The organism is Bradyrhizobium sp. MI1.7 (assembly GCF_055811795.1).
On record NZ_JBVVPO010000039.1, the window covers coordinates 44035 to 62685 of the forward strand.

The 18651-nt window shown below is 64.9% G+C and carries 23 protein-coding genes; 11 read left to right on the forward strand and 12 right to left on the reverse strand.

Annotated elements, in window-relative coordinates:
* The first annotated feature begins 148 nt into the window (after window positions 1-148).
* Together panC and AC0L3X_RS29420 are read left to right on the forward strand one after the other, a co-directional pair.
* Window positions 149-1000, forward strand: coding sequence for a pantoate--beta-alanine ligase (gene panC / locus AC0L3X_RS29415; protein WP_063982759.1), 852 nt, complete (start codon window positions 149-151; stop codon window positions 998-1000).
* A gap of 76 nt (window positions 1001-1076) precedes the next feature.
* Window positions 1077-1826, forward strand: coding sequence for a COG3904 family protein (locus AC0L3X_RS29420; RefSeq protein ID WP_473317042.1), 750 nt, complete (start codon window positions 1077-1079; stop codon window positions 1824-1826).
* 9 nt (window positions 1827-1835) lie between these two features.
* Here the strand turns inward: AC0L3X_RS29420 and AC0L3X_RS29425 are convergent, their stop codons facing one another.
* The 5 genes from AC0L3X_RS29425 to AC0L3X_RS29445 form a co-directional block, all read right to left on the reverse strand.
* Window positions 1836-2276: a DUF1489 family protein gene (locus tag AC0L3X_RS29425; RefSeq protein WP_028155001.1), complete on the reverse strand. Its 441-nt coding sequence runs from the start codon at window positions 2274-2276 to the stop codon at window positions 1836-1838.
* 43 nt (window positions 2277-2319) lie between these two features.
* The gene (locus AC0L3X_RS29430; protein WP_063982758.1) at window positions 2320-3315 is read right to left on the reverse strand and encodes a hypothetical protein; all 996 of its coding nucleotides are present in this window, start codon (window positions 3313-3315) and stop codon (window positions 2320-2322) included.
* Window positions 3316-3471: 156 nt separating this feature from the next.
* Complete coding sequence (locus tag AC0L3X_RS29435) at window positions 3472-3663, reverse strand: hypothetical protein (RefSeq protein WP_014494643.1); 192 nt, start codon at window positions 3661-3663, stop codon at window positions 3472-3474.
* Between the two features lie 205 nt (window positions 3664-3868).
* Entirely contained in the window at window positions 3869-4237 is a 369-nt protein-coding gene (locus tag AC0L3X_RS29440) for a YidB family protein (RefSeq protein WP_166342151.1), read from the reverse strand.
* An 89-nt stretch (window positions 4238-4326) separates the two neighbouring features.
* Entirely contained in the window at window positions 4327-4989 is a 663-nt protein-coding gene (locus tag AC0L3X_RS29445; RefSeq protein WP_063982756.1) for a glutathione S-transferase family protein, read from the reverse strand.
* Window positions 4990-5113: 124 nt separating this feature from the next.
* Between AC0L3X_RS29445 and AC0L3X_RS29450 the strand changes: the two genes are divergently transcribed.
* Window positions 5114-5830, forward strand: a complete 717-nt coding sequence (locus AC0L3X_RS29450; protein WP_063982755.1) for a DUF599 domain-containing protein — start codon at window positions 5114-5116, stop codon at window positions 5828-5830.
* A 526-nt stretch (window positions 5831-6356) separates the two neighbouring features.
* Here AC0L3X_RS29450 and AC0L3X_RS29455 read toward each other — a convergent pair.
* Complete coding sequence (locus tag AC0L3X_RS29455; protein WP_187388028.1) at window positions 6357-6506, reverse strand: PIN domain-containing protein; 150 nt, start codon at window positions 6504-6506, stop codon at window positions 6357-6359.
* Between AC0L3X_RS29455 and AC0L3X_RS29460 the strand changes: the two genes are divergently transcribed.
* Entirely contained in the window at window positions 6496-6894 is a 399-nt protein-coding gene (locus AC0L3X_RS29460) for a hypothetical protein (protein WP_135214881.1), read from the forward strand. The genes AC0L3X_RS29455 and AC0L3X_RS29460 overlap by 11 nt on opposite strands.
* Window positions 6895-7139: 245 nt before the next feature.
* Here the strand turns inward: AC0L3X_RS29460 and AC0L3X_RS29465 are convergent, their stop codons facing one another.
* The 4 genes from AC0L3X_RS29465 to mgtE form a co-directional block, all read right to left on the reverse strand.
* Complete coding sequence (locus AC0L3X_RS29465) at window positions 7140-8132, reverse strand: hypothetical protein (RefSeq protein WP_473317046.1); 993 nt, start codon at window positions 8130-8132, stop codon at window positions 7140-7142.
* 49 nt (window positions 8133-8181) lie between these two features.
* Window positions 8182-9000: an aldo/keto reductase gene (locus tag AC0L3X_RS29470; RefSeq protein WP_231142135.1), complete on the reverse strand. Its 819-nt coding sequence runs from the start codon at window positions 8998-9000 to the stop codon at window positions 8182-8184.
* Between the two features lie 151 nt (window positions 9001-9151).
* A complete protein-coding gene (locus AC0L3X_RS29475) occupies window positions 9152-9487 on the reverse strand; it encodes a helix-turn-helix domain-containing protein (protein WP_354131469.1) in 336 nt (111 codons plus the stop codon).
* A 227-nt stretch (window positions 9488-9714) separates the two neighbouring features.
* Window positions 9715-11136 carry a magnesium transporter gene (gene mgtE, locus AC0L3X_RS29480; protein ID WP_028150524.1) on the reverse strand — a complete coding sequence of 474 codons (1422 nt, stop codon included), beginning with the start codon at window positions 11134-11136 and terminating at the stop codon, window positions 9715-9717.
* An 82-nt stretch (window positions 11137-11218) separates the two neighbouring features.
* Between mgtE and AC0L3X_RS29485 the strand changes: the two genes are divergently transcribed.
* Together AC0L3X_RS29485 and AC0L3X_RS29490 are read left to right on the forward strand one after the other, a co-directional pair.
* Window positions 11219-12025 carry a polysaccharide deacetylase family protein gene (locus tag AC0L3X_RS29485; RefSeq protein WP_283016785.1) on the forward strand — a complete coding sequence of 269 codons (807 nt, stop codon included), beginning with the start codon at window positions 11219-11221 and terminating at the stop codon, window positions 12023-12025.
* Between the two features lie 161 nt (window positions 12026-12186).
* Window positions 12187-13500 carry a polysaccharide deacetylase family protein gene (locus tag AC0L3X_RS29490; protein ID WP_283016786.1) on the forward strand — a complete coding sequence of 438 codons (1314 nt, stop codon included), beginning with the start codon at window positions 12187-12189 and terminating at the stop codon, window positions 13498-13500.
* Window positions 13501-13503: 3 nt separating this feature from the next.
* Here AC0L3X_RS29490 and AC0L3X_RS29495 read toward each other — a convergent pair whose 3' ends face one another.
* On the reverse strand, window positions 13504-13878 hold the full coding sequence (locus AC0L3X_RS29495; protein WP_014494631.1) for a hypothetical protein: 375 nt from the start codon (window positions 13876-13878) through the stop codon (window positions 13504-13506).
* Window positions 13879-14093: 215 nt separating this feature from the next.
* Here AC0L3X_RS29495 and AC0L3X_RS29500 point away from each other — a divergent pair, with 215 nt between their 5' ends.
* From AC0L3X_RS29500 to AC0L3X_RS29510, 3 genes are all read left to right on the forward strand, one after another.
* Window positions 14094-14351, forward strand: a complete 258-nt coding sequence (locus AC0L3X_RS29500) for a hypothetical protein (protein ID WP_174770120.1) — start codon at window positions 14094-14096, stop codon at window positions 14349-14351.
* Window positions 14352-14576: 225 nt separating this feature from the next.
* The gene (gene zigA / locus AC0L3X_RS29505) at window positions 14577-15791 is read left to right on the forward strand and encodes a zinc metallochaperone GTPase ZigA (protein ID WP_283016787.1); all 1215 of its coding nucleotides are present in this window, start codon (window positions 14577-14579) and stop codon (window positions 15789-15791) included.
* Window positions 15788-15973 (forward strand): hypothetical protein, encoded by a 186-nt coding sequence (locus tag AC0L3X_RS29510; RefSeq protein WP_071913000.1) that lies wholly within the window; start codon window positions 15788-15790, stop codon window positions 15971-15973. Before zigA ends, AC0L3X_RS29510 begins: the two co-directional genes overlap by 4 nt.
* A gap of 45 nt (window positions 15974-16018) precedes the next feature.
* Here the strand turns inward: AC0L3X_RS29510 and AC0L3X_RS29515 are convergent, their stop codons facing one another.
* A complete protein-coding gene (locus tag AC0L3X_RS29515) occupies window positions 16019-17194 on the reverse strand; it encodes a lipase family protein (RefSeq protein WP_283016788.1) in 1176 nt (391 codons plus the stop codon).
* A gap of 200 nt (window positions 17195-17394) precedes the next feature.
* On the opposite strand from AC0L3X_RS29515, the gene AC0L3X_RS29520 reads away from it, so the two are divergent.
* Together AC0L3X_RS29520 and AC0L3X_RS29525 are read left to right on the forward strand one after the other, a co-directional pair.
* Window positions 17395-17727 carry a hypothetical protein gene (locus AC0L3X_RS29520; protein ID WP_283016789.1) on the forward strand — a complete coding sequence of 111 codons (333 nt, stop codon included), beginning with the start codon at window positions 17395-17397 and terminating at the stop codon, window positions 17725-17727.
* A 249-nt stretch (window positions 17728-17976) separates the two neighbouring features.
* Window positions 17977-18606: a DUF1326 domain-containing protein gene (locus AC0L3X_RS29525; RefSeq protein WP_063982744.1), complete on the forward strand. Its 630-nt coding sequence runs from the start codon at window positions 17977-17979 to the stop codon at window positions 18604-18606.
* The last annotated feature ends 45 nt before the right edge of the window (window positions 18607-18651 follow it).

Consider the following 18651-nt stretch of genomic DNA (forward strand, 5'->3'; position numbering starts at 1 on the left):
TTCAGCCATGTCGCGACATCGTGCGCGGCCTCGCGCGGGATGCTGTGCCGCATCCGAATGCATGGCGTCCACGATCGGCGCTTGTTAAGGTTAGCCGGCCGGGCGCCGGGACGCGCCCGCTTCCCATTCCCAACCCCGTCGAGTCCTGATGTCACGAAGCCCCTTGATCGCCCGCACGGTCCCCGCCTTGCGACGCGCCGTCGACAATCTTCGCAAGCGAAAGGCCACGATCGCGCTGGTCCCGACCATGGGGGCGCTCCATGACGGACATGTGTCGCTGGTGCGCCTCGCCAGGCGGCGCGCGAGTCGCGTCGTGGTGTCGATCTTCGTCAACCCGACCCAGTTCGCGCCGACCGAGGACTTTGGTGCCTATCCGCGCACCTGGAAGTCCGATCTCGCCAAGCTCGCCGCCGAGGACGTCGACATCGTCTGGCACCCCGGCGCCGAGGCGATGTATCCGGACGGCTTTGCGACCCGCATCGTGCCGGAGGGGCCGGCGCTGGCCGGCCTCGAGGACCGCTTCAGGCCGCACTTCTTCGGCGGCGTCGCCACCGTCGTCGGCAAGCTGTTCACGCAATGCCGGCCGGATGTCGCAATCTTCGGCGAGAAGGACTTTCAGCAACTGCGGGTGGTGACGCAGATGGCGCGCGACCTCGACCTCGGCGTCAAGGTGACCGGCTCCCGCACCGTGCGCGAGCGCGACGGGCTCGCGATGTCTTCGCGCAACGTCTATCTCTCGCCGGAGGAGCGGCAGACCGCGACCACGTTGTACCGCGCCATGAAGGACAGCGCCGGGCGCATCCGCGCCGGCGAAGCGATCGCATCCGCGATGGCGCGCGGCGCCGGGATGATCACGTCGGCCGGCTTTGCGCTCGACTATTTCGAGGCGCGCCATGCCGAGACGCTGGCGCAGGTCACCTCGCGCAAGGACGGCCCGTTGCGGATCCTGGTGGCGGCCAAGCTCGGCACGACCCGGCTGATCGACAATATCGCGGTGTAACTGCCAGGGTCGATCTTGCGCGTTGCCTCGCCCGGATGGATGATCGGGGCGAGGAAACGAGCCGACCGGCAGGGGCATGTCATTCATCCGCACGATGATCGTGAACGGCGTGCTGGCGCTTGTCGCCGCGACTGCCGCCCAGGCACAACAGCGCCCGCCGATCGGCCTCTACGGGTCGCCGCCGGATGCGATGATCTTCTACGTCGCCCATGGCGCCGCCGGGGCCTGCGGACCGGGCTGCTCCGACTGGATCGCCGCCGAGGGCACGGTGCAATGGGACAGCTACAAGCGGCTGATCGCAATTCTCGATCGCCAGGCGGGACAGAAGCTGCCGCTCGTCATCCATAGCCGGGGCGGCTCCAACCTCAATGTTGCGGTCAGCATGGGCCGCATCCTGCGCGACCGCGGCCTGGATGCCACCGCCGGCGCGACCGAGGTCGAGGCCTGCGCCGGCAAACCGGAGGCGGATTGTTTTGCGCTGAAGCGCCCGGGCGGGCCGCTCGACGCCAAGGTATCCTTGCCGGATCCGGCGTGCGATTTCGCGTGCGTCCTCATGCTCGCCGGCGGGGTGCATCGCAGCCTCCCGCAAGGTGCGACGGTGGTGCTGGCCGGCCGCTCCATCCGCAATCGCCGCGCGCCCAACGTGGCGCCCGAACAGCGCGAGAGCCTGACGGCGATCTTTGGCGAGCAGTATCGCAAGTACCTGCACGAGATGGGCGTCGAGCCCGAGCTGGTCGACATCATCGACGCCATCGGCGAAGGCGGACGTCCGGTCGTGATGCCGTCCTCCGACTGGGCGCGGCTGCACATCGTCACGCCGCCATGAGCGGCCGCGTCAGAGCAGTCCGAGATCGCGCAGCTCGCGTCGCATCGGCTCCGGCATCGCCGCGATCGAGCCGGCGGCCGACTTGCCGAGATCGGGCGGCACGGAATCGTCGCTGAGGTAGCGCCAGCCCTGGAACGGCCGCATCGGCCGCGGCGATACCGAGATCACCTTCGGCTGCATCACGATCCGGCAACGGCCGATGCCGTCCTTGTCGCGGAACGGCTCGATGCCGATGATCTTTTCACGCGCGGCGATCTCGCCCTTGATCACCCAGTAGAGCGATCCGCCCGCCAGGATCTCGGCGTCGCGCTTGGGCACCATGCGGGTGATGTGGATGTGATGTTGCGGCAGACCCTTCTTCTTGGCGGTCTGCATCCGTTCGGCGACCCACCCCTTCAATTCCTTGACGGAGTCGCAGCCGACGGCGAGCTTGATCAGATGTAGCGGCATGGCCCCAGCATTAGCCGGGCCGCCACGCATTTGGAATGCCGAACTATTCGTTATCCGCAGCCGCAGGAGCCGCGGCTGGGGGGGCCGGCGGGGCGAGCGGAACCGGTGCTGCGGCCGGCGCACGCGCGGCCTTCGGCGCCGGCGGCTTCTTCGCAGCCGGCGCCGCAGGAGCAGCAGCCTGCGCCGAGGTCGGAGCGGACGCGCGCGGCGCCGAGGCTGCGCCTCCGGCAGGCGCCGCCTGTCGCACCGCCGCCGTGGGCGGCTCCGGATTCATGATGCTCACCGGCGGCGTCGAAGACGCGCTCGGGAACTCCGCATTGGTCGGCCTGCCCGTCGGCATCGATGGCGGCATCCCGGCAAGCGCCGCGGTGGCCGGCATCGCCGGGGCCGTTGCGGGCGCGTTCCAGCCCGGCGCATAGCGTGCGACCAGCGTGTCGTAGAGATGGGAATCCATGTTGGCGGCGACCCGCTGCTGATCGGTCAGCGAGCGGAAGGCGGGGCAGTCGAACTGCGTGCAGCCGTCGCGCGCAACCAGCACCTGCGCGACGAAGCCGTAGCGATCGCGCTCGAGCGCCTTGCGCAGCACCTTCACGTCCAGCGTCAGGCTCTTCTCGGCGGTCGCGGCATCGCCGAGCGCGGTGAGCCGGTCGATCCGTGCGGCGGTGTAGGAGACCGCCGCAGCCGCCGCGTCAGGCGAGCCGAACAGCGCCTTCTCGCAACCAATCGCCACGGCATTGCCGGCGAGATCGTCGAGACAGGACAGCGCCGGCAGGCTGGCGACGACCGCGCTCTGCGCGCGCGCCTCGCCGGGCGGCGCCTCCTCCGCCGGACCATAGACGCGCACGGTGGCAGCCACGGCGATGGCAATGGAAAGCAGCGTGATGACGGTCAGCGCGCCGTTGGCAACCGACCTTTCGGCGCGCACCAGCGTAATCAGGAGAATCAGGCCGAGGAGGCCGGCGGCTACCAGGATCATCCACATCGGAAAGGCCTGTGGGCGCGAGATTTGGTCGAACGAAGTGGCCCATGCCCAGTTCATGCGCGACGTCCCTCACGCGAGCAAAGAGCGAATGGTCAAAGCGAGCCCCCGCGAGTCGGCAACTGCCCCCGGTTCACCATGTCGAGGCGAAGGGGGCCTTTTGACGGCGAGCGAAGCAAATTCCTTCGCGATGTCAACGCGCGGCACCGTCATCCGTCAGGATTGGGCGAGCTGGCTTTCCTTGGCGACGCGCTCGAACGCTTCAGTCGAACTCTTGATGCGGTACTGGCAGTCGTCGCCATCCGTCGGCAGCAGGCGGATGATCTCGTATGAGCCACTCGCAGCCGGGCGCGCGACGTTGCTGGCAGTGAACAGTACGCGCGTTCCCACGGGGAATTTATGCTTCAACGCCCATCTCCATGACTCAAACAGCGCCGGCCGTGCCCAGGGTCCCACTGCGTCGGACCGGCTGAAAACCCGGCGTGACATATAGCACGCAATGCGGCGTTTTGGCCAGCGGTATACAGGCATGGCAAATAGGCCGATCCGGCAGTATTTTCAGGACGATAGTGCGGGAACCGGTGAGTGGAGGATACCGCTGGAACCGGCTCCCTCAGGCGGTGTGGGGCAGATGCCCCTCCGGGCTTGCCTGGTCCACGGCCTTGGGCAGTTCCTGGGCCAGAATCTGGCCGAGCTGATCGACCGGGATGTTGTAGCGCGCCGCAAGCTGCCGAACCGTGTCGCTGCCGAGCACCGCGCGGAGCTGGTCGGCCGAGATCGGCAGGTTCTGGCCGTTGCCGAGCCAGGATTTGACCTGGTCACCGAAGCCGGACTGCTGGAGCTTCGCGACGATTGCGCTGAGGCCGCCCTGATTGTTGCTGCCGAGCACCTCGTTCAACACCGCCGGCAGGACCGCGGCGCCGAGCTGGCCGAGCGCGCTGCGAAGCGCCGGATTGTTTTCCAGCGAGTCCAGAATTCCCATGCCCCTGCCCTCTCCCAAGCGGTCCTTCCGCCGCGATTGAGCGCCGCCAGCCTGCACATCGTCAAGCGGCGCCCGATCACATTCGCGGGTTAGACGTTCTCGAATTTCTCGATGACGAGCGTTTCGGCGATCCCGTCACGGGTCCATTCCTGGAACGCCGGCAGCGCCATCATCGTGTCCATGTAGGCTCTGGTCTCCGGCGTGACCTCGATCGCGTAGGTGCGGAAACGGTGCACGACCGGGGCGTACATCGCATCCGCCGCACCGAAGCGGCCGAACAGGAACGGTCCCTTGGCACCGTAGCGCGCCCGGCACTCCCGCCAGATCTCCTGCACGCGCGCGATGTTGGCCCTGGCGTCCGCCGACAGCGTCACGGCGCCCACGGGGCGGTGCAGGTTCATGCCGCATTCGTTGCGCAAGGCCATGAAGCCGGAATGCATCTCGGCGCACACCGAACGGGCGTGTGCGCGGGCGGCGACATCGTCGGGCCACAGCTTCACGTCCGGATAGCGCTCGGCGATGTACTCGATGATGCTGAGCGAATCCCACACCGTGATGTCGCCGTCGACCAGCACCGGCACCTTGCCGGCGCGGCTGAAGGACAGGATCCGATCCTTGTCCGCGGGATTATCCGTGTAGAGCGGAATGACGGTCTCGACGAACGGGATGTCATTGGCGCGCAGTGCGAGCCATGGCCGCATCGACCATGACGAGTAGTTCTTGTTTCCGATCGCGAGCTTGAGCGCTGCCATGTCGCTGGTCCTTCCCTAGGTCCTTTGGATGCGGCTGCTTTTAGCGCCATCGCCTGCTGCCAATCAATCGTTGCCGCACCCGGCCGCGCGTGGCAATCGTTGCGATCTTCGTGAGGAGTGAGACATGGGCAGGCATTGGGTCGACATCACGGCCGTCGGCTTCTTCATCATCGAATGGCTGGTCTATGCCCTGACGCTGGAGCACTCGGCCTATGGCCGCGACAGCCTGTCGGCGCGCATGAACCGCTATCGCGAGGTCTGGGTCCGCCGCCTGCTCGACCGCGACACCCGTATGGTCGACATGCAGATCATGGCCTCGCTCCAGAATGGCACCGCCTTCTTCGCTTCCACCAGCCTGTTCGCGCTCGGCGGCGCACTGGCATTGCTGCATGCCACCAACGACGCCATCACGATCCTGAGCAAGCTGCCGATCGACCTCAGCACCTCGCCCGCAATGTGGGAGCTGAAATGCGTCGGCCTCGTGCTGATCTGCGTCTACGCCTTCTTCAAATTCGCCTGGGCCTATCGCCTGTTCAACTATGTCGCGATCCTGTTTGGCGGCATGCCGCCGGCTGACCGGCGCGACACGCCCGAGGCCGAGGCCCACGTCATCCGCACCTCGCGCCTGTTCGAATCCGCCGGCCGCCACTTCAACCGCGGCCAGCGCGCCTTCTTCTTCGCACTCGGCTATCTCGGCTGGTTCGTCAGCCCCTGGGTGCTGTTCGTGACCACGGCGGCGGTGGTGATCGTCACCTGGCGAAGGCAGTTCGCATCGAGCGCATGGGCGGCGATGGCGCCGGAGGAGATGGATGGTGCGGAGACGCGGAAGCGCGGCTATTGAGGCATCTGCTGCGCGCGAGCGAAGGGCGGCACGCGTTTTCTCCACACCGTCACTGCGAGCGCAGCGAGCACTCCAGGATCTTTTCACGGTGACAGTCCGGATTGCTTCGCTACGTTCGCAATGACGACGCGACTAGCTCCGTCATCCCAAGGCGCGAGGCTCGCCCACTCGGCGATATCCCGGCCTACTTCCTGCGCATCGTCCCGGACCGGCAATCGAATCTGGCCACAGGCCGATCCATCTGCCAGAGCTCCACGTCGCGACCGTCGACGAGCCTCTCCGCGGAGCTGATCGCGGCTTCATCATCGATGCAATCCATGTGAATCATTCTGATGGGACGATCGTGTAGTCCCACGATCAATGCACGGTAAGCGGACATTTTTGTCTCCAGGCAAGGCGCGATAGCACGCGCGGGCCGGAAGAATGGCGCTGACGGCATTTGAATGCGATGGGGAGTGCATCGTCTGTTTATAAGCGCGGCGTAAGTTTCCGGCAGCGCGCGGCCGAGGCCGGTCCTATGCCGATCCTATGCAACCGCGATCGCGCCAATCTCGAAATCATACAGCCTCCGGCACCATATCCGCTCCGTCGCGCAAGCTCGCGCGGCGTAGCGAACTGGTGAAATGATGTCGAACTCAGGGGTCAGCGACAGGATCATCGATCCGATGATGGCCATCGCGAACTGCTCGACGCGGCAACGCATCGTCGTGGTCGGCGCGAAGAGCATGGAATTAGTGATTGAGCTGCATCGTCGCGGATATCTGCTGGCGGCTGCTGCAGGTAATTGCGGCCGGCCGGCAGGTCAATATGAAGTCGCGCTCGTGGATTGGCGGCGACGCACGCTTCACGCACTCGATGCGACAGTGGATTGGCTCGACGATTTCCTGAGCCCCCGCGCCGTGCTGGTGATCTGGCTCGACGCGCAGAAGGCAGCTGCGAAGGACACTCTTCGTGCCGCAGTGACGAAGCGCGGCTTCGTCGTCCTGCAAGGCGCCGAGCATCCATGTGGCAGCGTGCTTCTGGCGCGGCGCTCGGAGGCCATCCCCCTTCGGCAGGCCGCGTGAACATCCACCCGAACTCATGGATTTGATCCGATGCCAAAATCGAAAATTCGACGTGCCGTCATTCGCGAGTGGATGGCTCTCGCGCCGGCGCAGCGAGGCTCCGCCGAGCAGGCCGGCGCCTTTGCACGGCGCACCATCGAAAGACATAGCTTGCCACGCAGCCGGAGAACGCCGCACGCCGTGATCATGGCATGGCTGAAGCCGCGAACCGGGAGGCCTTAGCTCGCAGGATGGGTACGAGCCGCCTACCCTCCGCCAAAATCCCGCGGCGAGAACGGCAGGTCCAAGATCTTCCATTCACCATACTTGTCGGGCGGCAGCATCTTGTAGGGCTGGCAGGCCTGGAGCGCGGCGGTCGCGGATTTCACGATGGCCACGCCCTTCGCGGATGGCGGAGCTTCGATCAGGATCGGCGGGCGGGCCAGCGTGCCGTCGGTGGCGAACACCGTGCGCAGCTTGATGTTGACGTTGTCGGTCGGGTCGACCCCGGCCGGCAGTTTGGCGCAGCTCTTCAGGTGGCGACGCAGCGCGGCGATGACCTCGGGTGGCAGCTTGGCTGCGATCGAATCCTTGGCATCGCCGCCATCGTCCTTGGGGGCGTCTTTCGGCAGCTCCGGCGGCAATTCCGGCGGCAAGCCCAGCATGACGCCGTACTTGACCGTCACGTCAGGCTCCGGCGCCTGATAGGCCGGCGGCGCCGCTTGCGGCTGCTGCATCGCTTGTGGCGGCGGCTGTTGCGACGGCGGCTGCGGCATCACCTGGGGCGGCGGTTGTTGCTGGGGTTGCGGAGGCGGCTGTTGTGACGGCTGCGGCTGTTGAGGCTGCGGCTGCACATTGGCCTCCCGCTGCTTCGGTGCCTGCGAGGGTTGCGGCTGCGGCTGTTTCTGCTGCGGTTCAGGCGAGGCCTGCGGTGACGGCGACGGCGCCGCGGCCTGCTGCTTGGTCGCAGGCTTCGGCGCGGGTTCCGCCTTGTCCTTGTCGGTGAAATCCAGCTTCGGCAGTTTCAGGTCCGGCAGCGGCTCCGGCGGCTTCTCCTTCGCCTGCTCCTGAGCCTTCTCCTCGGCCTTGGCCTCCTCCTCCTTCACCTGCTCCGGCGTGACGATGTCCACCGAAACAGTCTCGGGCACCGCGGCGTGAAACGGATGGACTTCGCTGATCAGGATAATCAGCGCCACCAGCGTCAGATGCGCGACCGCCGACGCTGCAATGTCCGTCCGTATGATCTTCCGCAGTTCCATCGATCGATCTTGGGTTGCCACGCCGGTCCTAGCATACAGCGGCCCCCTCTCAATCCCATTTTGGCGCGAAGCCGAAATCGGTCAGGCGGCCCTTGGGATTTGCCAGCGCGGCGATCTGGGCCATCTCGTCGTCCGAGAGCTCGAAATCGAAAATATCGATGTTTTCCGACAGACGTTCGACGCGCGAGGTGCGCGGGATCGCAGCGACATTCTGTTGCACCAGCCAGCGCAGGCAGATTTGTGCCGGCGTCTTGCGATGCGCGCGCCCGAGCCCGGCGAGCGTCTGGTCGGCCTTGACGCGCCCCCTGGCGATCGGGCTGTAGGCGACCAGTGCGAGGCCATGCTGGTCGCAGGTTGCCCTCACCTTCGTCTGGTCGAGATAAGGATGATATTCGACCTGGTTGCAGACGAGTGGCTCCGGCGACAGCGCCACCGCCTGCTCGGTCAGCGCCACGGTGAAATTGGAAACGCCGATGTGGCGGGTCAGGCCCATGCGCTTGGCATGCGACAGCGCACCCAGTGTCTCCTCCAGCGGCACGTGCGAATTGGGCCAGTGCAGCAACAGGAGATCGACGGAGGAGAGCCGCATCCGGGCGAGGCTCTCCTTGACCGAGCGTTCGAGATCATGGGGCGCGAAATGGTTGGTCCAGACCTTTGTCGTGAGGAAGATGTCGTCGCGGCGCACGCCTGAGCCGCGCAGGCCGTCGCCGACCTCGCGCTCATTGTCGTAGACCTGCGCAGTGTCGATGTGGCGATAGCCGAGCCGCAGCGCCTGCTCGACCACGCGGCCGCAAGCGCGCCCGCCCAGCTCCCAGGTCCCGAGCCCGATCGCCGGTATCCTTGCGCCATTGGCCTCGACGAACAGCATGAGGAATCCTCTCTGTTGCGATCGCCTCAAAACATCATCCGGGCGCCATTATGGACCCGGCCCGTGACACTGCCAACGGACGACGCCGGCGCCGGCGCCGGGCCGGATATTCAGGGCAATGCTAACGGGAGGTTCGCGCCCGGCCTTGACGTCAGGCTTTGGCGAGCGCCTGGAATACGGTGTCCGGCGCATGCGCGATCACGGCGAGCAGCGCGCGGGCGGGTCCTCGCGGGGCGCGCTTGCCCTGCTCCCAGTTGCGGATGGTCTCGACGGGAACGCCGAGCTTGGCGGCGAACTCCATCTGGGTGAGACAGGCGCGACGGCGCAGAGCGCGCACCGCAAGCGAGCTGGCATCTTCGCCAGGGGCGGCATTGGCCGCCGGCTGGACCGGCAACGGCTGGACCGCAAACGACTGGACCGGAAGCTCCTGCCCATCCCGCAACTCGACGACCCGTCCGTCCGCCTTCAGCCGCAACCGCATGTTCATTCCCCCAAGCACGGGCAATGATGCGGCAGGTCGCTTAAGTTCGGATTAAAGATGATGGTGGGCGAAGACGGTCTCGTGCCCCGGACGCAGCGCAGCGCGCAGCGGTGCGCTGCTGAGCCGGGGCCCATTTCGCCACCACGTGCCGTGCTGCTTTCTGGGTCCCGGTTCTGCGCAGCAACGCGAAGGGCGTTGCAGCGCGCCCGGAACACGCGAGGGCATAGCGCGCCTTACCTCAACCCGAACCACAGCGTCGCGATGCCGAGGAAGGAGAAGAAGCCGACGACGTCGGTCACCGTCGTGACGAACGTGCCTGACGCGACCGCCGGATCGGCCCTGACACGTTCGAGCGCCATCGGGATCAGGATGCCGCCGAGCGCGCCCGCGACGAGGTTGCAGATGATCGCAAGCCCGATGACGATGCCGAGGCCCGGGATCTTGAACCAGGCCACCGCCGCGATGCCCGTGATCAAGGCGAAGGCAAGGCCGTTCACGAGCCCGACCAGGCCTTCGCGCATCACCACCCGCCAGGCGTTGGAGGAGCCGAGCTCGCGCGTCGCAAGCGCGCGCACCGCGACCGTCATGGTCTGGGTCGCGGCATTGCCGCCCTGGCTCGCGACGATCGGCGCCAGCACGGCAAGCGCGACCATCTTCTCGAGCTGCCCCTCGAACAGGCCGAGCACCGAGGATGCAAGAAAGGCGGTGGCGAGATTGACCAGCAGCCAGTTGAACCGCGCGCGCGCAATGGTGAACACGGTGTCGGAGAGTTCTTCGTCGCTGTTGACGCCGCCGAGCGCCTTGAGGTCTTCGTCCGCCTCCTCCTCGATCACGTCCACGACGTCGTCGACGGTGATGACGCCGACCAGGCGATCCTGGGTGTCGAGCACCGGGGCCGCGACGAGATTGTACTTGCCGAACATGCGCGCCACCTCCTCCTGGTCCTCCAGGACGGAGACGCGGCGACGATCCTCGTCGGTCAGCTCGGCAAGCGCCACCGGGCGGCGAGCGCGGAGCAGGACGTCGAGCGAGACCGCACCCTGCCAGTGCTGGTCCTTGTCCACGACGTAGATCTCGTAGAAGCGGTCGGGCAGATCCGGCGTCTCGCGCATGTAGTCGATCGCCTGCCCGACGGTGAAATCCTGCGGCACCGCGATGAACTCGGTCTGCATCCGGCGGCCGGCGGAATTTTCGGGATAAAGCAGGCTGCGCTCGAGCGCGACGCGCTCCTGCAACGGCAGCTTCTCGAGGATTTCCTCCTGCTCCGCCTCGTCGAGGGTTTCCAGCAGCTCGACCGCGTCGTCGGATTCGAGCTCGCGGACGCCTTCCGCGACGGTCTCCGGCGGCAGCTCCTCGAGGATCTCCTCGCGCACGCCCTCGTCGAGTTCGTTCAGCGCCGAGAAGTCGAAGTCGCGCCCGGTCAGCTCGACTAGGCGAACGCGGTGGTCGGGCGCGAGAGCTCCGATCAGATCGCCGAGATCGGCCTCGTGCAGCTCGGCGACGCAGGCGCGCAGCGCGGCGCTGTCGCCGGCCTCGATCGCATGGGCAATCTCCTCGACGAATTCATGACGAATTTCGCCGTCTTCATTGCGCATCGGAACGTGGTCGAGTACCGAGGCCTCGGCGGATGGGGCACCGTCCATATGTTCATCCATGGCGCGCCTCGCCGTTTGACAGGTTGGAACGAGTGGTCTGAGCTGACGGTCAGGCAATACCCACAAGCGAACTGCGAGCGCAATGGCAAAGATGCTTCGGCTGAAATGGATGTCGATCTCGGTGGGCGCGGTCTTCGCGGGCCTCGCCGGCATCGCCGCTTCGGAGGCCGCGGACTGCCCGCGCAAGGACGCGCTCGGCACCTCGCGCGTTCTGAGCGTCGACGCCAAGACCACGCCGCGCGTCGGCCTGAAGAGCTTTCCGCAGACGCTGCCGCTCGCCGATCACGAGGTCGTGCTGACCTTCGACGATGGCCCGCATCCGCCGACGACGTCGAAGGTGCTGGCGGCGCTGGCGCAGGAATGCGTGCGCGCGACCTTCTTCCTGATTGGCCTGCACGCCTCCGAACATCCTGACATGGTCAAGCGCATCGCGCGCGAGGGCCACACCATCGGCCACCACACCTGGTCGCACCCGTTCATGGCGCGGATCCCGTTCGAGAAGGCGAAGAGCGAGATCGACCGCGGCATCGCAGCCGACGAGACGGCGCTCAAAGGCGCGTCGACGACGACGCCCTCGACGCCGTTCTTCCGCTTCCCCTATTTCGAGGGGACGCCAGCGCAGCTCGACCTGCTCCAGTCACGCGGCATCGTCGTGTTCGGGGCCGACCTCTGGGCCAGCGACTGGAACGAGATGACGCCGGAGCAGGAATTGAAGCTCGTCACCGAGCGCCTCGCCGCCGCCGGCAAGGGCATCATCCTCTTCCACGACCCCAAGGCACGCACGGCCGCGATCATGCCGGCCTTCCTGCGATACCTCAGGGACAACGGTTATCGGGTCGTTCACGTCGTGCCGGCGGGCACATCACAGAAGAGCGCCGATGCGCATTGATGCCGTAATGTCACGGCGGTGCAAAATGGGGTGATTTGGGCCCTATTAACAGTCTGTTCATGCTACGGCATGCAAGGATGTAGAGGGTATTGCGCCTGAACCGTTTCTGGGCGTCTCCGACCAATTGAGGCGGCAGTCGCGTAAGGAGGCAGACGAGGTTCATGATCGGAAGTAGCGTTGTTGTTCGGACGCGATCGTGGATCGTCCTGTGTCTGGGGCTGTTGGTCGTCGGTTCACCGGCGGCCCTTGCGGCGGACTGTCCCGGCCATCCGGATGCACTCGGGACCTCCCGCACCCTCGTGGTCGATCCGCGCGAGCATCCGCGCATCGGCACCATGCAGTACCGCGAAACGCTGCCGCTGAAAGACCATGAAGTCGTTCTGACCTTCGACGACGGTCCGCTGCCGAAATATTCGAACCAGATCCTCAAGATGCTCGACGACGAGTGCATCAAGGCGACCTTCTTCATCATCGGCGAGCAGGCCAAGGCGAACCCGGAAGGCGTGCGCAAGCTGATTGCCGCGGGCCACACTGTCGGCACGCACAGCATGAACCATCCGCTGACGTTCGACCGGATGCCGCTCGACAAGGCCGAGGCGCAGATCAACGGCGGCATCGAGTGGACCTCGGCCGCGATGACCGATTCGTCCAAGCTCGCGCCGTTCTTCCGCATTCCCGGCCTGATGCGCGCCGAAGGCGTCGAAAACCTCCTGATCTCGCGCGGCATCCAGGTCTGGAGCGCCGACTTCCCCGCCGACGACTGGCGCCATGTGTCGTCCGACCGCGTCTATCAGCTCGCGATCCAGCGGCTGGAAGCCAAGGGCAAGGGCATCCTGCTGCTGCACGACATCCAGCCCCGTACGGTGGCGGCGCTGCCGAAGATCATCCGCGACCTCAAGGCGCGCGGCTATCGCATCGTGCATGTGGTGCCCGCGACCGCCGACCGGCCGGCAACGCCGACCACGCCGGTGGAATGGCTGCTGCATCCACCGACCGAGACCGTGCCGATCGCCCGCTGGCCGTCCGTGCCGAACTTCGTGTTCGCGCAGACCAAGACACTGCCGGCGCCCTCGCTTGCCGACCTCAACGCGCAGACCGAGCATCAGCCGCTGCTGCCGCGCAAGACAATGGCGCTGGCGAATGTCGCAGCCACCCTGCCCGTGCCCGACCGCGATCTCTTTGCCATCCCCGAGGGCTCGGTCGAGGTCCTGCTGTCGACGACCTTGTCGCGGCGCGCCGCGATGCGGCTGGCAATGGCGGCCGAGACGCCCCATGCGGCCAAGGGCAAGGCCGGCAAGTCGCGCGGACATCGGACCGCACATACGGCGCCGGCCGGAGCGAAGCACACCGCGCAGGCTACGGGCACCGCCCCCAAGAGCATTGCCCCCAAGAGCACGGCGCCCAAGGGCGCCACACCGCGGAGTTCCGCGACGCATCCGACCCGCGTCGCCAGCCTGAAGAAGCGCGCGCAGTAAGCTCTACTGGCGCATGATGTTGGCGACACAGAGCAGCACGATCAGCGCCAGGAAGAACAGGTCCATATAGGACTTGAGCTCGCCGTCGCGGCGCAGCCGGGCAACGTCGGCCACGACCTGCTTGCGCGCGTTCGTTGCGCCCGAACCGTCATTGATCGGAGCCTGCAGGCGCTTGGTCTCCGCCTCGAGCTTCTCGATCTTCTGGAAGAAATAGAACGCACGCAGCGTCGAGGCCGCGCGCATGCCGGCATAGACCAGCACGAGGATCGCGAGGATCGCCCGGTTCTGGTATTTCTCCATGAAATTCAGGCTGAAATAGACCATCGCCATGAAGGCGAAGTTCGTCACGAAGCGGTAGACGAAGCTAAGAAAGACCATGCTGGCTCCAGCCCTGAGCGGTGCGACCCGTCTACGTCATCTTTATTTCGACAAAGATTCGATCGCCGGCCGCCTTTTAGCCACGCGCGTTCATAATGCAAGCGAGAGTACCGGGGCCTGCGTGTTCCACGTAAGCGCGAGGTTGCCAGCTGCGCGATGGAGATTCGCCGGAAGCTACGGTACATTGGCACAGCCACCGCATGTGGGGTCTGCCGATGCCGAAGAAGGGAATCACGGGCCACGACGACTGGGTGCTGACCGAGGCCCTGGCGACTGCGCTCGTCGCGCTGGAGCAGCTCGAACCAAAACACCAGCCGAGCGCGCATATGGACGACATCCGCAAGATGCTGGCGAACGGCAAGGAGCCGTCGGCGGTGAGCCTGCACCTCGCCCAGGCCAAATGCCGCCTGTTTCCGGACACGGATCCGCTCGAGATCTACCGCGAATACGGGATTGGCGACGAATACGGCTAAGTCCGTCGCGCCGGTCCTTCGAGCGCGCTGCTGCCTAGGGCTGAGCGGCAGCCGATCGTTACAACGATCATCCACCTCAATGTTCGCGTGAATTTCAGCTGAGCTGCAAAACGGCTTGACGTCGGCGTCGCCAACGAATGTAATGTTATAACATTACATATTCGGTCCCAATGCCCCTCCCCACGCGTCACCGCCCTATCCCCTTGAAAAGGCTCTTCGATCTCCATGCAAAAACTCCCCGTCACCGTCTTGTCCGGCTTCCTCGGGGCTGGAAAGACCACTTTGCTGAACCACGTCCTGAACAACCGGCACGGCCTGAAGGTGGCCGTGATCGTCAACGACATGAGCGAGGTGAACATCGATGCGGATCTGGTTCGCGATGGCGATGCGAACCTGTCCCGGACTGACGAGAAGCTCGTCGAGATGACGAATGGCTGCATCTGCTGCACACTGCGAGACGACCTCCTGAAGGAGGTGCGCGCCCTCGCAGAAAATGGCCGCTTCGATTACCTCTTGATCGAATCCACCGGCATCTCCGAACCGCTGCCGGTTGCGGCGACCTTCGATTTCCGTTCCGAAGACGGCGAAAGCCTCTCCGATGTGGCGCGTCTCGACACCATGGTCACCGTGGTCGACGCCGTGAACCTGCTCAAAGACTATTCGTCGACGGATTTTCTCGATCAGCGCGGCGAAGCGCTGGCGAACGACAAGCGCACGCTCGTCGATCTCCTCGTCGAGCAGATCGAATTTGCCGACGTGATCGTTCTCAACAAGGTCGACGATGCCTCGCCAGCGCAGCGCGAGGCGGCCAGGAAAATCATCCGCGCGCTCAATCCGGACGCGGATCTGATCGAAGCCAACCACAGCCGGGTCGCCTTCGATCGCATTCTCGACACCGGCCGGTTCGACTTCGAGCGGGCGCAGCAGCATCCGCTCTGGTTCAAAGAGCTCTACGGCTTTGCCGATCACGTGCCGGAGACCGAGGAATACGGCGTGACGAACTTCGTCTATCGCGCGCGCCGGCCGTTCGATCCCGAAAAGTTCGACAAGTTCGTCAGGCAGCCCTGGCCCGGCGTCATTCGCGCCAAGGGACATTTCTGGCTGGCGACGCGCCCGCAATGGCTTGGCGAGATCAGCCAGGCTGGCACGATCACGCGCACGCAGGCGCTTGGCTTCTGGTGGGCGGCCGTACCCGCGGAACGATGGCCGGATGATCCGTCCTGGCGGAAGCAGCTGCGTGCGAACTGGAACGACATCTATGGCGATCGCCGCCAGGAAATCGTGTTCATCGGCACCAGTATGGATGAAGGTTCGCTCCGCGCCCGTCTGGATGCCTGCCTCGTCCCGGGAAAGCCGGCGATGAACGTCACGGAATGGGCGAAGCTCGCAGACCCCTTCCCGGTCTGGCGCCGCGCGGACGAAGCCGCGGAACGCAAATGACCAACGTCGTTCGATTGGTTCCGAAATCCGAGCTCGAGCGGCAGCGCCTCATCCGTGAGGCGCGTGCGATCTACGACAGCATATTCCCGCCGGTCACTTTGACCGGCGGACAAGCTGATGATCGCTTGGACCAACGAGCACCGCGCGAGGCAGTCGCCGAAATCCAGCCAAAACAGCGATAAGGATGAAGGTGGTGCGCTCGGAGGGCGCACGCAGTCCTTCCCGGCTCAGCCGCCATATTGCTGCTTCATGTATTTCAGGTAGTTGCCGAGGTGGTGCTGCCAGAAATAGTCCAGCTTCTGGCATCCCGGCGTCCCATCGGTCGGGTTGCCGCCCGGGTTGGCAAAGAGCGGCAGCAGCGCGCCGGCGTCAGCATAGTTCAGCGAGGCCTGAATCTGGCCGAGGATCTGTTGGATCAAATCCGAGATCGTTGATCCCGTGATCGGTGCGGCGGTTGCCGCGCCGAGATCGGCGGCGGTCAAATGGATCGTCTCGGATATCAGTCTCCGAGAAAGACTCTCGACCCGCTGCTTGAGCCGCCTCACCGCATCGTCGCGAACGCGATTGACTGCGCTCTCACCGTCGGTGACCACGCTGCCGAGCGCGATCATTGCTTCAGGATTGAGACTGCCGCCGAACCCACGCAGCGGATTTGGCGTGTTGAGGTCTGATATCCACTCCAGGGCAAACGGTGCCTGCGGCACCCAGTCCTGCGTCGACGTCGCGGCCCAACCGTATCCGTCGACGGCGGCAAGCCGCGCGTAATCGTATGCGTAATGGTCGTTGCCGGCCTTGGCAGGCGCGAAGGTATAGGTCTTGTAGGCCGGCCCCTTAAAGACATCCGTCGAGTGCCGGACCAGCGAGGTCAGCAGCGTGGCGATCGAGGCACCTTGGCTGTGCCCGGTGATGTAGACGTCGTTGCCCTGCTCCGCGAGCAGCCCCAAGGTCACGAACAACGGGCTATCGGTGGTGAACAGCATGAGCAGCAAACTCAGAGCGAAGCCCGAATGCACACCGGCTTTCACCGCACTGTCACCCTCATCGCGGGCAAGATAGAACGGCAGCGAGATCGGACCGAGCTTCACGTCAAAGCGCGCGTTGATCAGCGGGAACAGCAAGTCGGCCAACACGCTGGCCGCACTTGCGACCGTGCCGCGCACCGCGATCGCGTATTGGGTGGTGTCACTCTGGTTCTGCCAGACCTGCCAGTAATTATCCAATAGCGTGGCACTCGTCGGGGTGAGGTCCTTGCGGATCGCCCAATTTGAGCTTGGATCGGGCACGGAGGGCACGCCGCAGGTTGCCACCGCTTCGGTCAGCGATGGCGTGCCGGCGTAGGCACGCTGCGCCATCTCAAGCAGAAGTTGCGCCTCCGCGAATTGGAATCCCGACTTGAGCGTCATGCTGCCCTCCTTGCAAAGGTGCTCGACTCCAGCCGCCCGTGTTCGGACCCGGAAGCCAGCGACCGATATTTCGTGTCTCTCGGAGTTCATCAATTATAAGATGTGATAGCATAGAAGCGCAATAAGAAGGTGTCGATCGACCAGCGCCCCTGGCAGGCTACGTCCAGGAACAATTGCGTGAGCAGGGAGGATCCCGCGGGGTGGCCGGTGTTCCAGGCTTTGCCCGCTCCAACTCATTCCAACCGGACGCGCACTGTTCTATCGAAAGCGACATGAGGCATCTGCGGATTCATCGGCCACAGGTTTCGATGATCACGCCGGAGGAAGTCTATAATTTCAGTTTCGACACAATCGATTGGGGACCGCCGCCGCGCCAGGCTGCCGTGGTCAATCTCGGCAAATCAGATGGGCTGAAGAGATTCGCTCAGACGCATCTCGTCCGATGCAGCCACTTTCGTCTGATGTTCTATGATCAGATCATCGACTTGATCTGCGAGGGCATTTCGGCAGAAACAGGCCCCTACCCCGGCTAAAGCGGCGCGATCCGCCGTTTGGTGCGCTCGGAGGGCGGTCGCATTTATTGAAGTTTCAATGGCTTGCGGAAATGGGCAAAGAGTTCAGGTGGATCTCCAGCTGATAGGTGCTCTTTCCCGTGGATTGACCGAACCTCACAATAGCTTGCGGGACTTCAGCTTGCGGGACTTCGCCACGCAGCGTAACTTTCAACTCCACGTAGCTTATTCGAAAGTAATCTGACGGGTTCGGCCTAGCGGGAGATGGCGATGGCAGATGTCCCATGGCACCTTTCCGGCGACTACTTCGAGAATTGCAGTTGCAGCATCGTGTGTCCCTGCCTCGTGTCGGCGGCTCCCCCGCTGACCGCGCGACCGACCGAGGGCTTCTGTAACGTACCGCTGATCTTCCACGTCGAGAGCGGCCGCTATGGCAACATCGAGCTCGATGGACTCAATGTCCTGGTTATCCTCCACGCGCCGGGGATCATGGCGGACGGAGATTGGTCGGTGGCCGCCTATATCGACCAGCGCGCCAACGATGAGCAGACCGAGGCTCTAGCTGCGATCTTCACCGGCGCCGCCGGTGGTCCGATGGCCGCGTTCACACCGCTGATCAGCAAGAACCTGGGGGTTCGCAAGGTCCCGATCACATTCCGAATCGAGGGCAAGACGCGGTCCGCGGAAATCCCTGATATTCTGCACATGTCCGTCGACCCGTTGCCGACCATGCATCCGAGCGGGGAAATGTGGGCCAACATCGGCCATCCAGTCAGCCCCGACAGGATGGTCATGGCGGTCGGCGCCGCCGGTAATACGTTCAGCGATCATGGCATGCGCTGGGACAATTCCGGCAAGAACGGCCTCTATGCGCCGATCCGCTGGTCGAACCAGGCGTGATGCAACTCCTGACCCGGCCTTGCGAGAAGGCCGGCAACACTTATC

Excerpts from the sequence above, each read along its gene's own strand:
- panC (WP_063982759.1), top strand. The coding sequence starts at position 149 with ATGTCACGAAGCCCCTTGATCGCCCGCACGGTCCCCGCCTTGCGACGC.
- AC0L3X_RS29420 (WP_473317042.1), top strand. The coding sequence starts at position 1,077 with ATGTCATTCATCCGCACGATGATCGTGAACGGCGTGCTGGCGCTTGTC.
- AC0L3X_RS29425 (WP_028155001.1), bottom strand. The coding sequence starts at position 2,276 with ATGCCGCTACATCTGATCAAGCTCGCCGTCGGCTGCGACTCCGTCAAG.
- AC0L3X_RS29430 (WP_063982758.1), bottom strand. The coding sequence starts at position 3,315 with ATGAACTGGGCATGGGCCACTTCGTTCGACCAAATCTCGCGCCCACAG.
- AC0L3X_RS29440 (WP_166342151.1), bottom strand. The coding sequence starts at position 4,237 with ATGGGAATTCTGGACTCGCTGGAAAACAATCCGGCGCTTCGCAGCGCG.
- AC0L3X_RS29445 (WP_063982756.1), bottom strand. The coding sequence starts at position 4,989 with ATGGCAGCGCTCAAGCTCGCGATCGGAAACAAGAACTACTCGTCATGG.
- AC0L3X_RS29450 (WP_063982755.1), top strand. The coding sequence starts at position 5,114 with ATGGGCAGGCATTGGGTCGACATCACGGCCGTCGGCTTCTTCATCATC.
- AC0L3X_RS29460 (WP_135214881.1), top strand. The coding sequence starts at position 6,496 with ATGATGGCCATCGCGAACTGCTCGACGCGGCAACGCATCGTCGTGGTC.
- AC0L3X_RS29455 (WP_187388028.1), bottom strand. The coding sequence starts at position 6,506 with ATGGCCATCATCGGATCGATGATCCTGTCGCTGACCCCTGAGTTCGAC.
- AC0L3X_RS29465 (WP_473317046.1), bottom strand. The coding sequence starts at position 8,132 with ATGGAACTGCGGAAGATCATACGGACGGACATTGCAGCGTCGGCGGTC.
- AC0L3X_RS29470 (WP_231142135.1), bottom strand. The coding sequence starts at position 9,000 with ATGCTGTTCGTCGAGGCCAATGGCGCAAGGATACCGGCGATCGGGCTC.
- AC0L3X_RS29475 (WP_354131469.1), bottom strand. The coding sequence starts at position 9,487 with ATGAACATGCGGTTGCGGCTGAAGGCGGACGGACGGGTCGTCGAGTTG.
- mgtE (WP_028150524.1), bottom strand. The coding sequence starts at position 11,136 with ATGGATGAACATATGGACGGTGCCCCATCCGCCGAGGCCTCGGTACTC.
- AC0L3X_RS29485 (WP_283016785.1), top strand. The coding sequence starts at position 11,219 with ATGGCAAAGATGCTTCGGCTGAAATGGATGTCGATCTCGGTGGGCGCG.
- AC0L3X_RS29490 (WP_283016786.1), top strand. The coding sequence starts at position 12,187 with ATGATCGGAAGTAGCGTTGTTGTTCGGACGCGATCGTGGATCGTCCTG.
- AC0L3X_RS29495 (WP_014494631.1), bottom strand. The coding sequence starts at position 13,878 with ATGGTCTTTCTTAGCTTCGTCTACCGCTTCGTGACGAACTTCGCCTTC.
- AC0L3X_RS29500 (WP_174770120.1), top strand. The coding sequence starts at position 14,094 with ATGCCGAAGAAGGGAATCACGGGCCACGACGACTGGGTGCTGACCGAG.
- zigA (WP_283016787.1), top strand. The coding sequence starts at position 14,577 with ATGCAAAAACTCCCCGTCACCGTCTTGTCCGGCTTCCTCGGGGCTGGA.
- AC0L3X_RS29510 (WP_071913000.1), top strand. The coding sequence starts at position 15,788 with ATGACCAACGTCGTTCGATTGGTTCCGAAATCCGAGCTCGAGCGGCAG.
- AC0L3X_RS29515 (WP_283016788.1), bottom strand. The coding sequence starts at position 17,194 with ATGACGCTCAAGTCGGGATTCCAATTCGCGGAGGCGCAACTTCTGCTT.
- AC0L3X_RS29525 (WP_063982744.1), top strand. The coding sequence starts at position 17,977 with ATGGCAGATGTCCCATGGCACCTTTCCGGCGACTACTTCGAGAATTGC.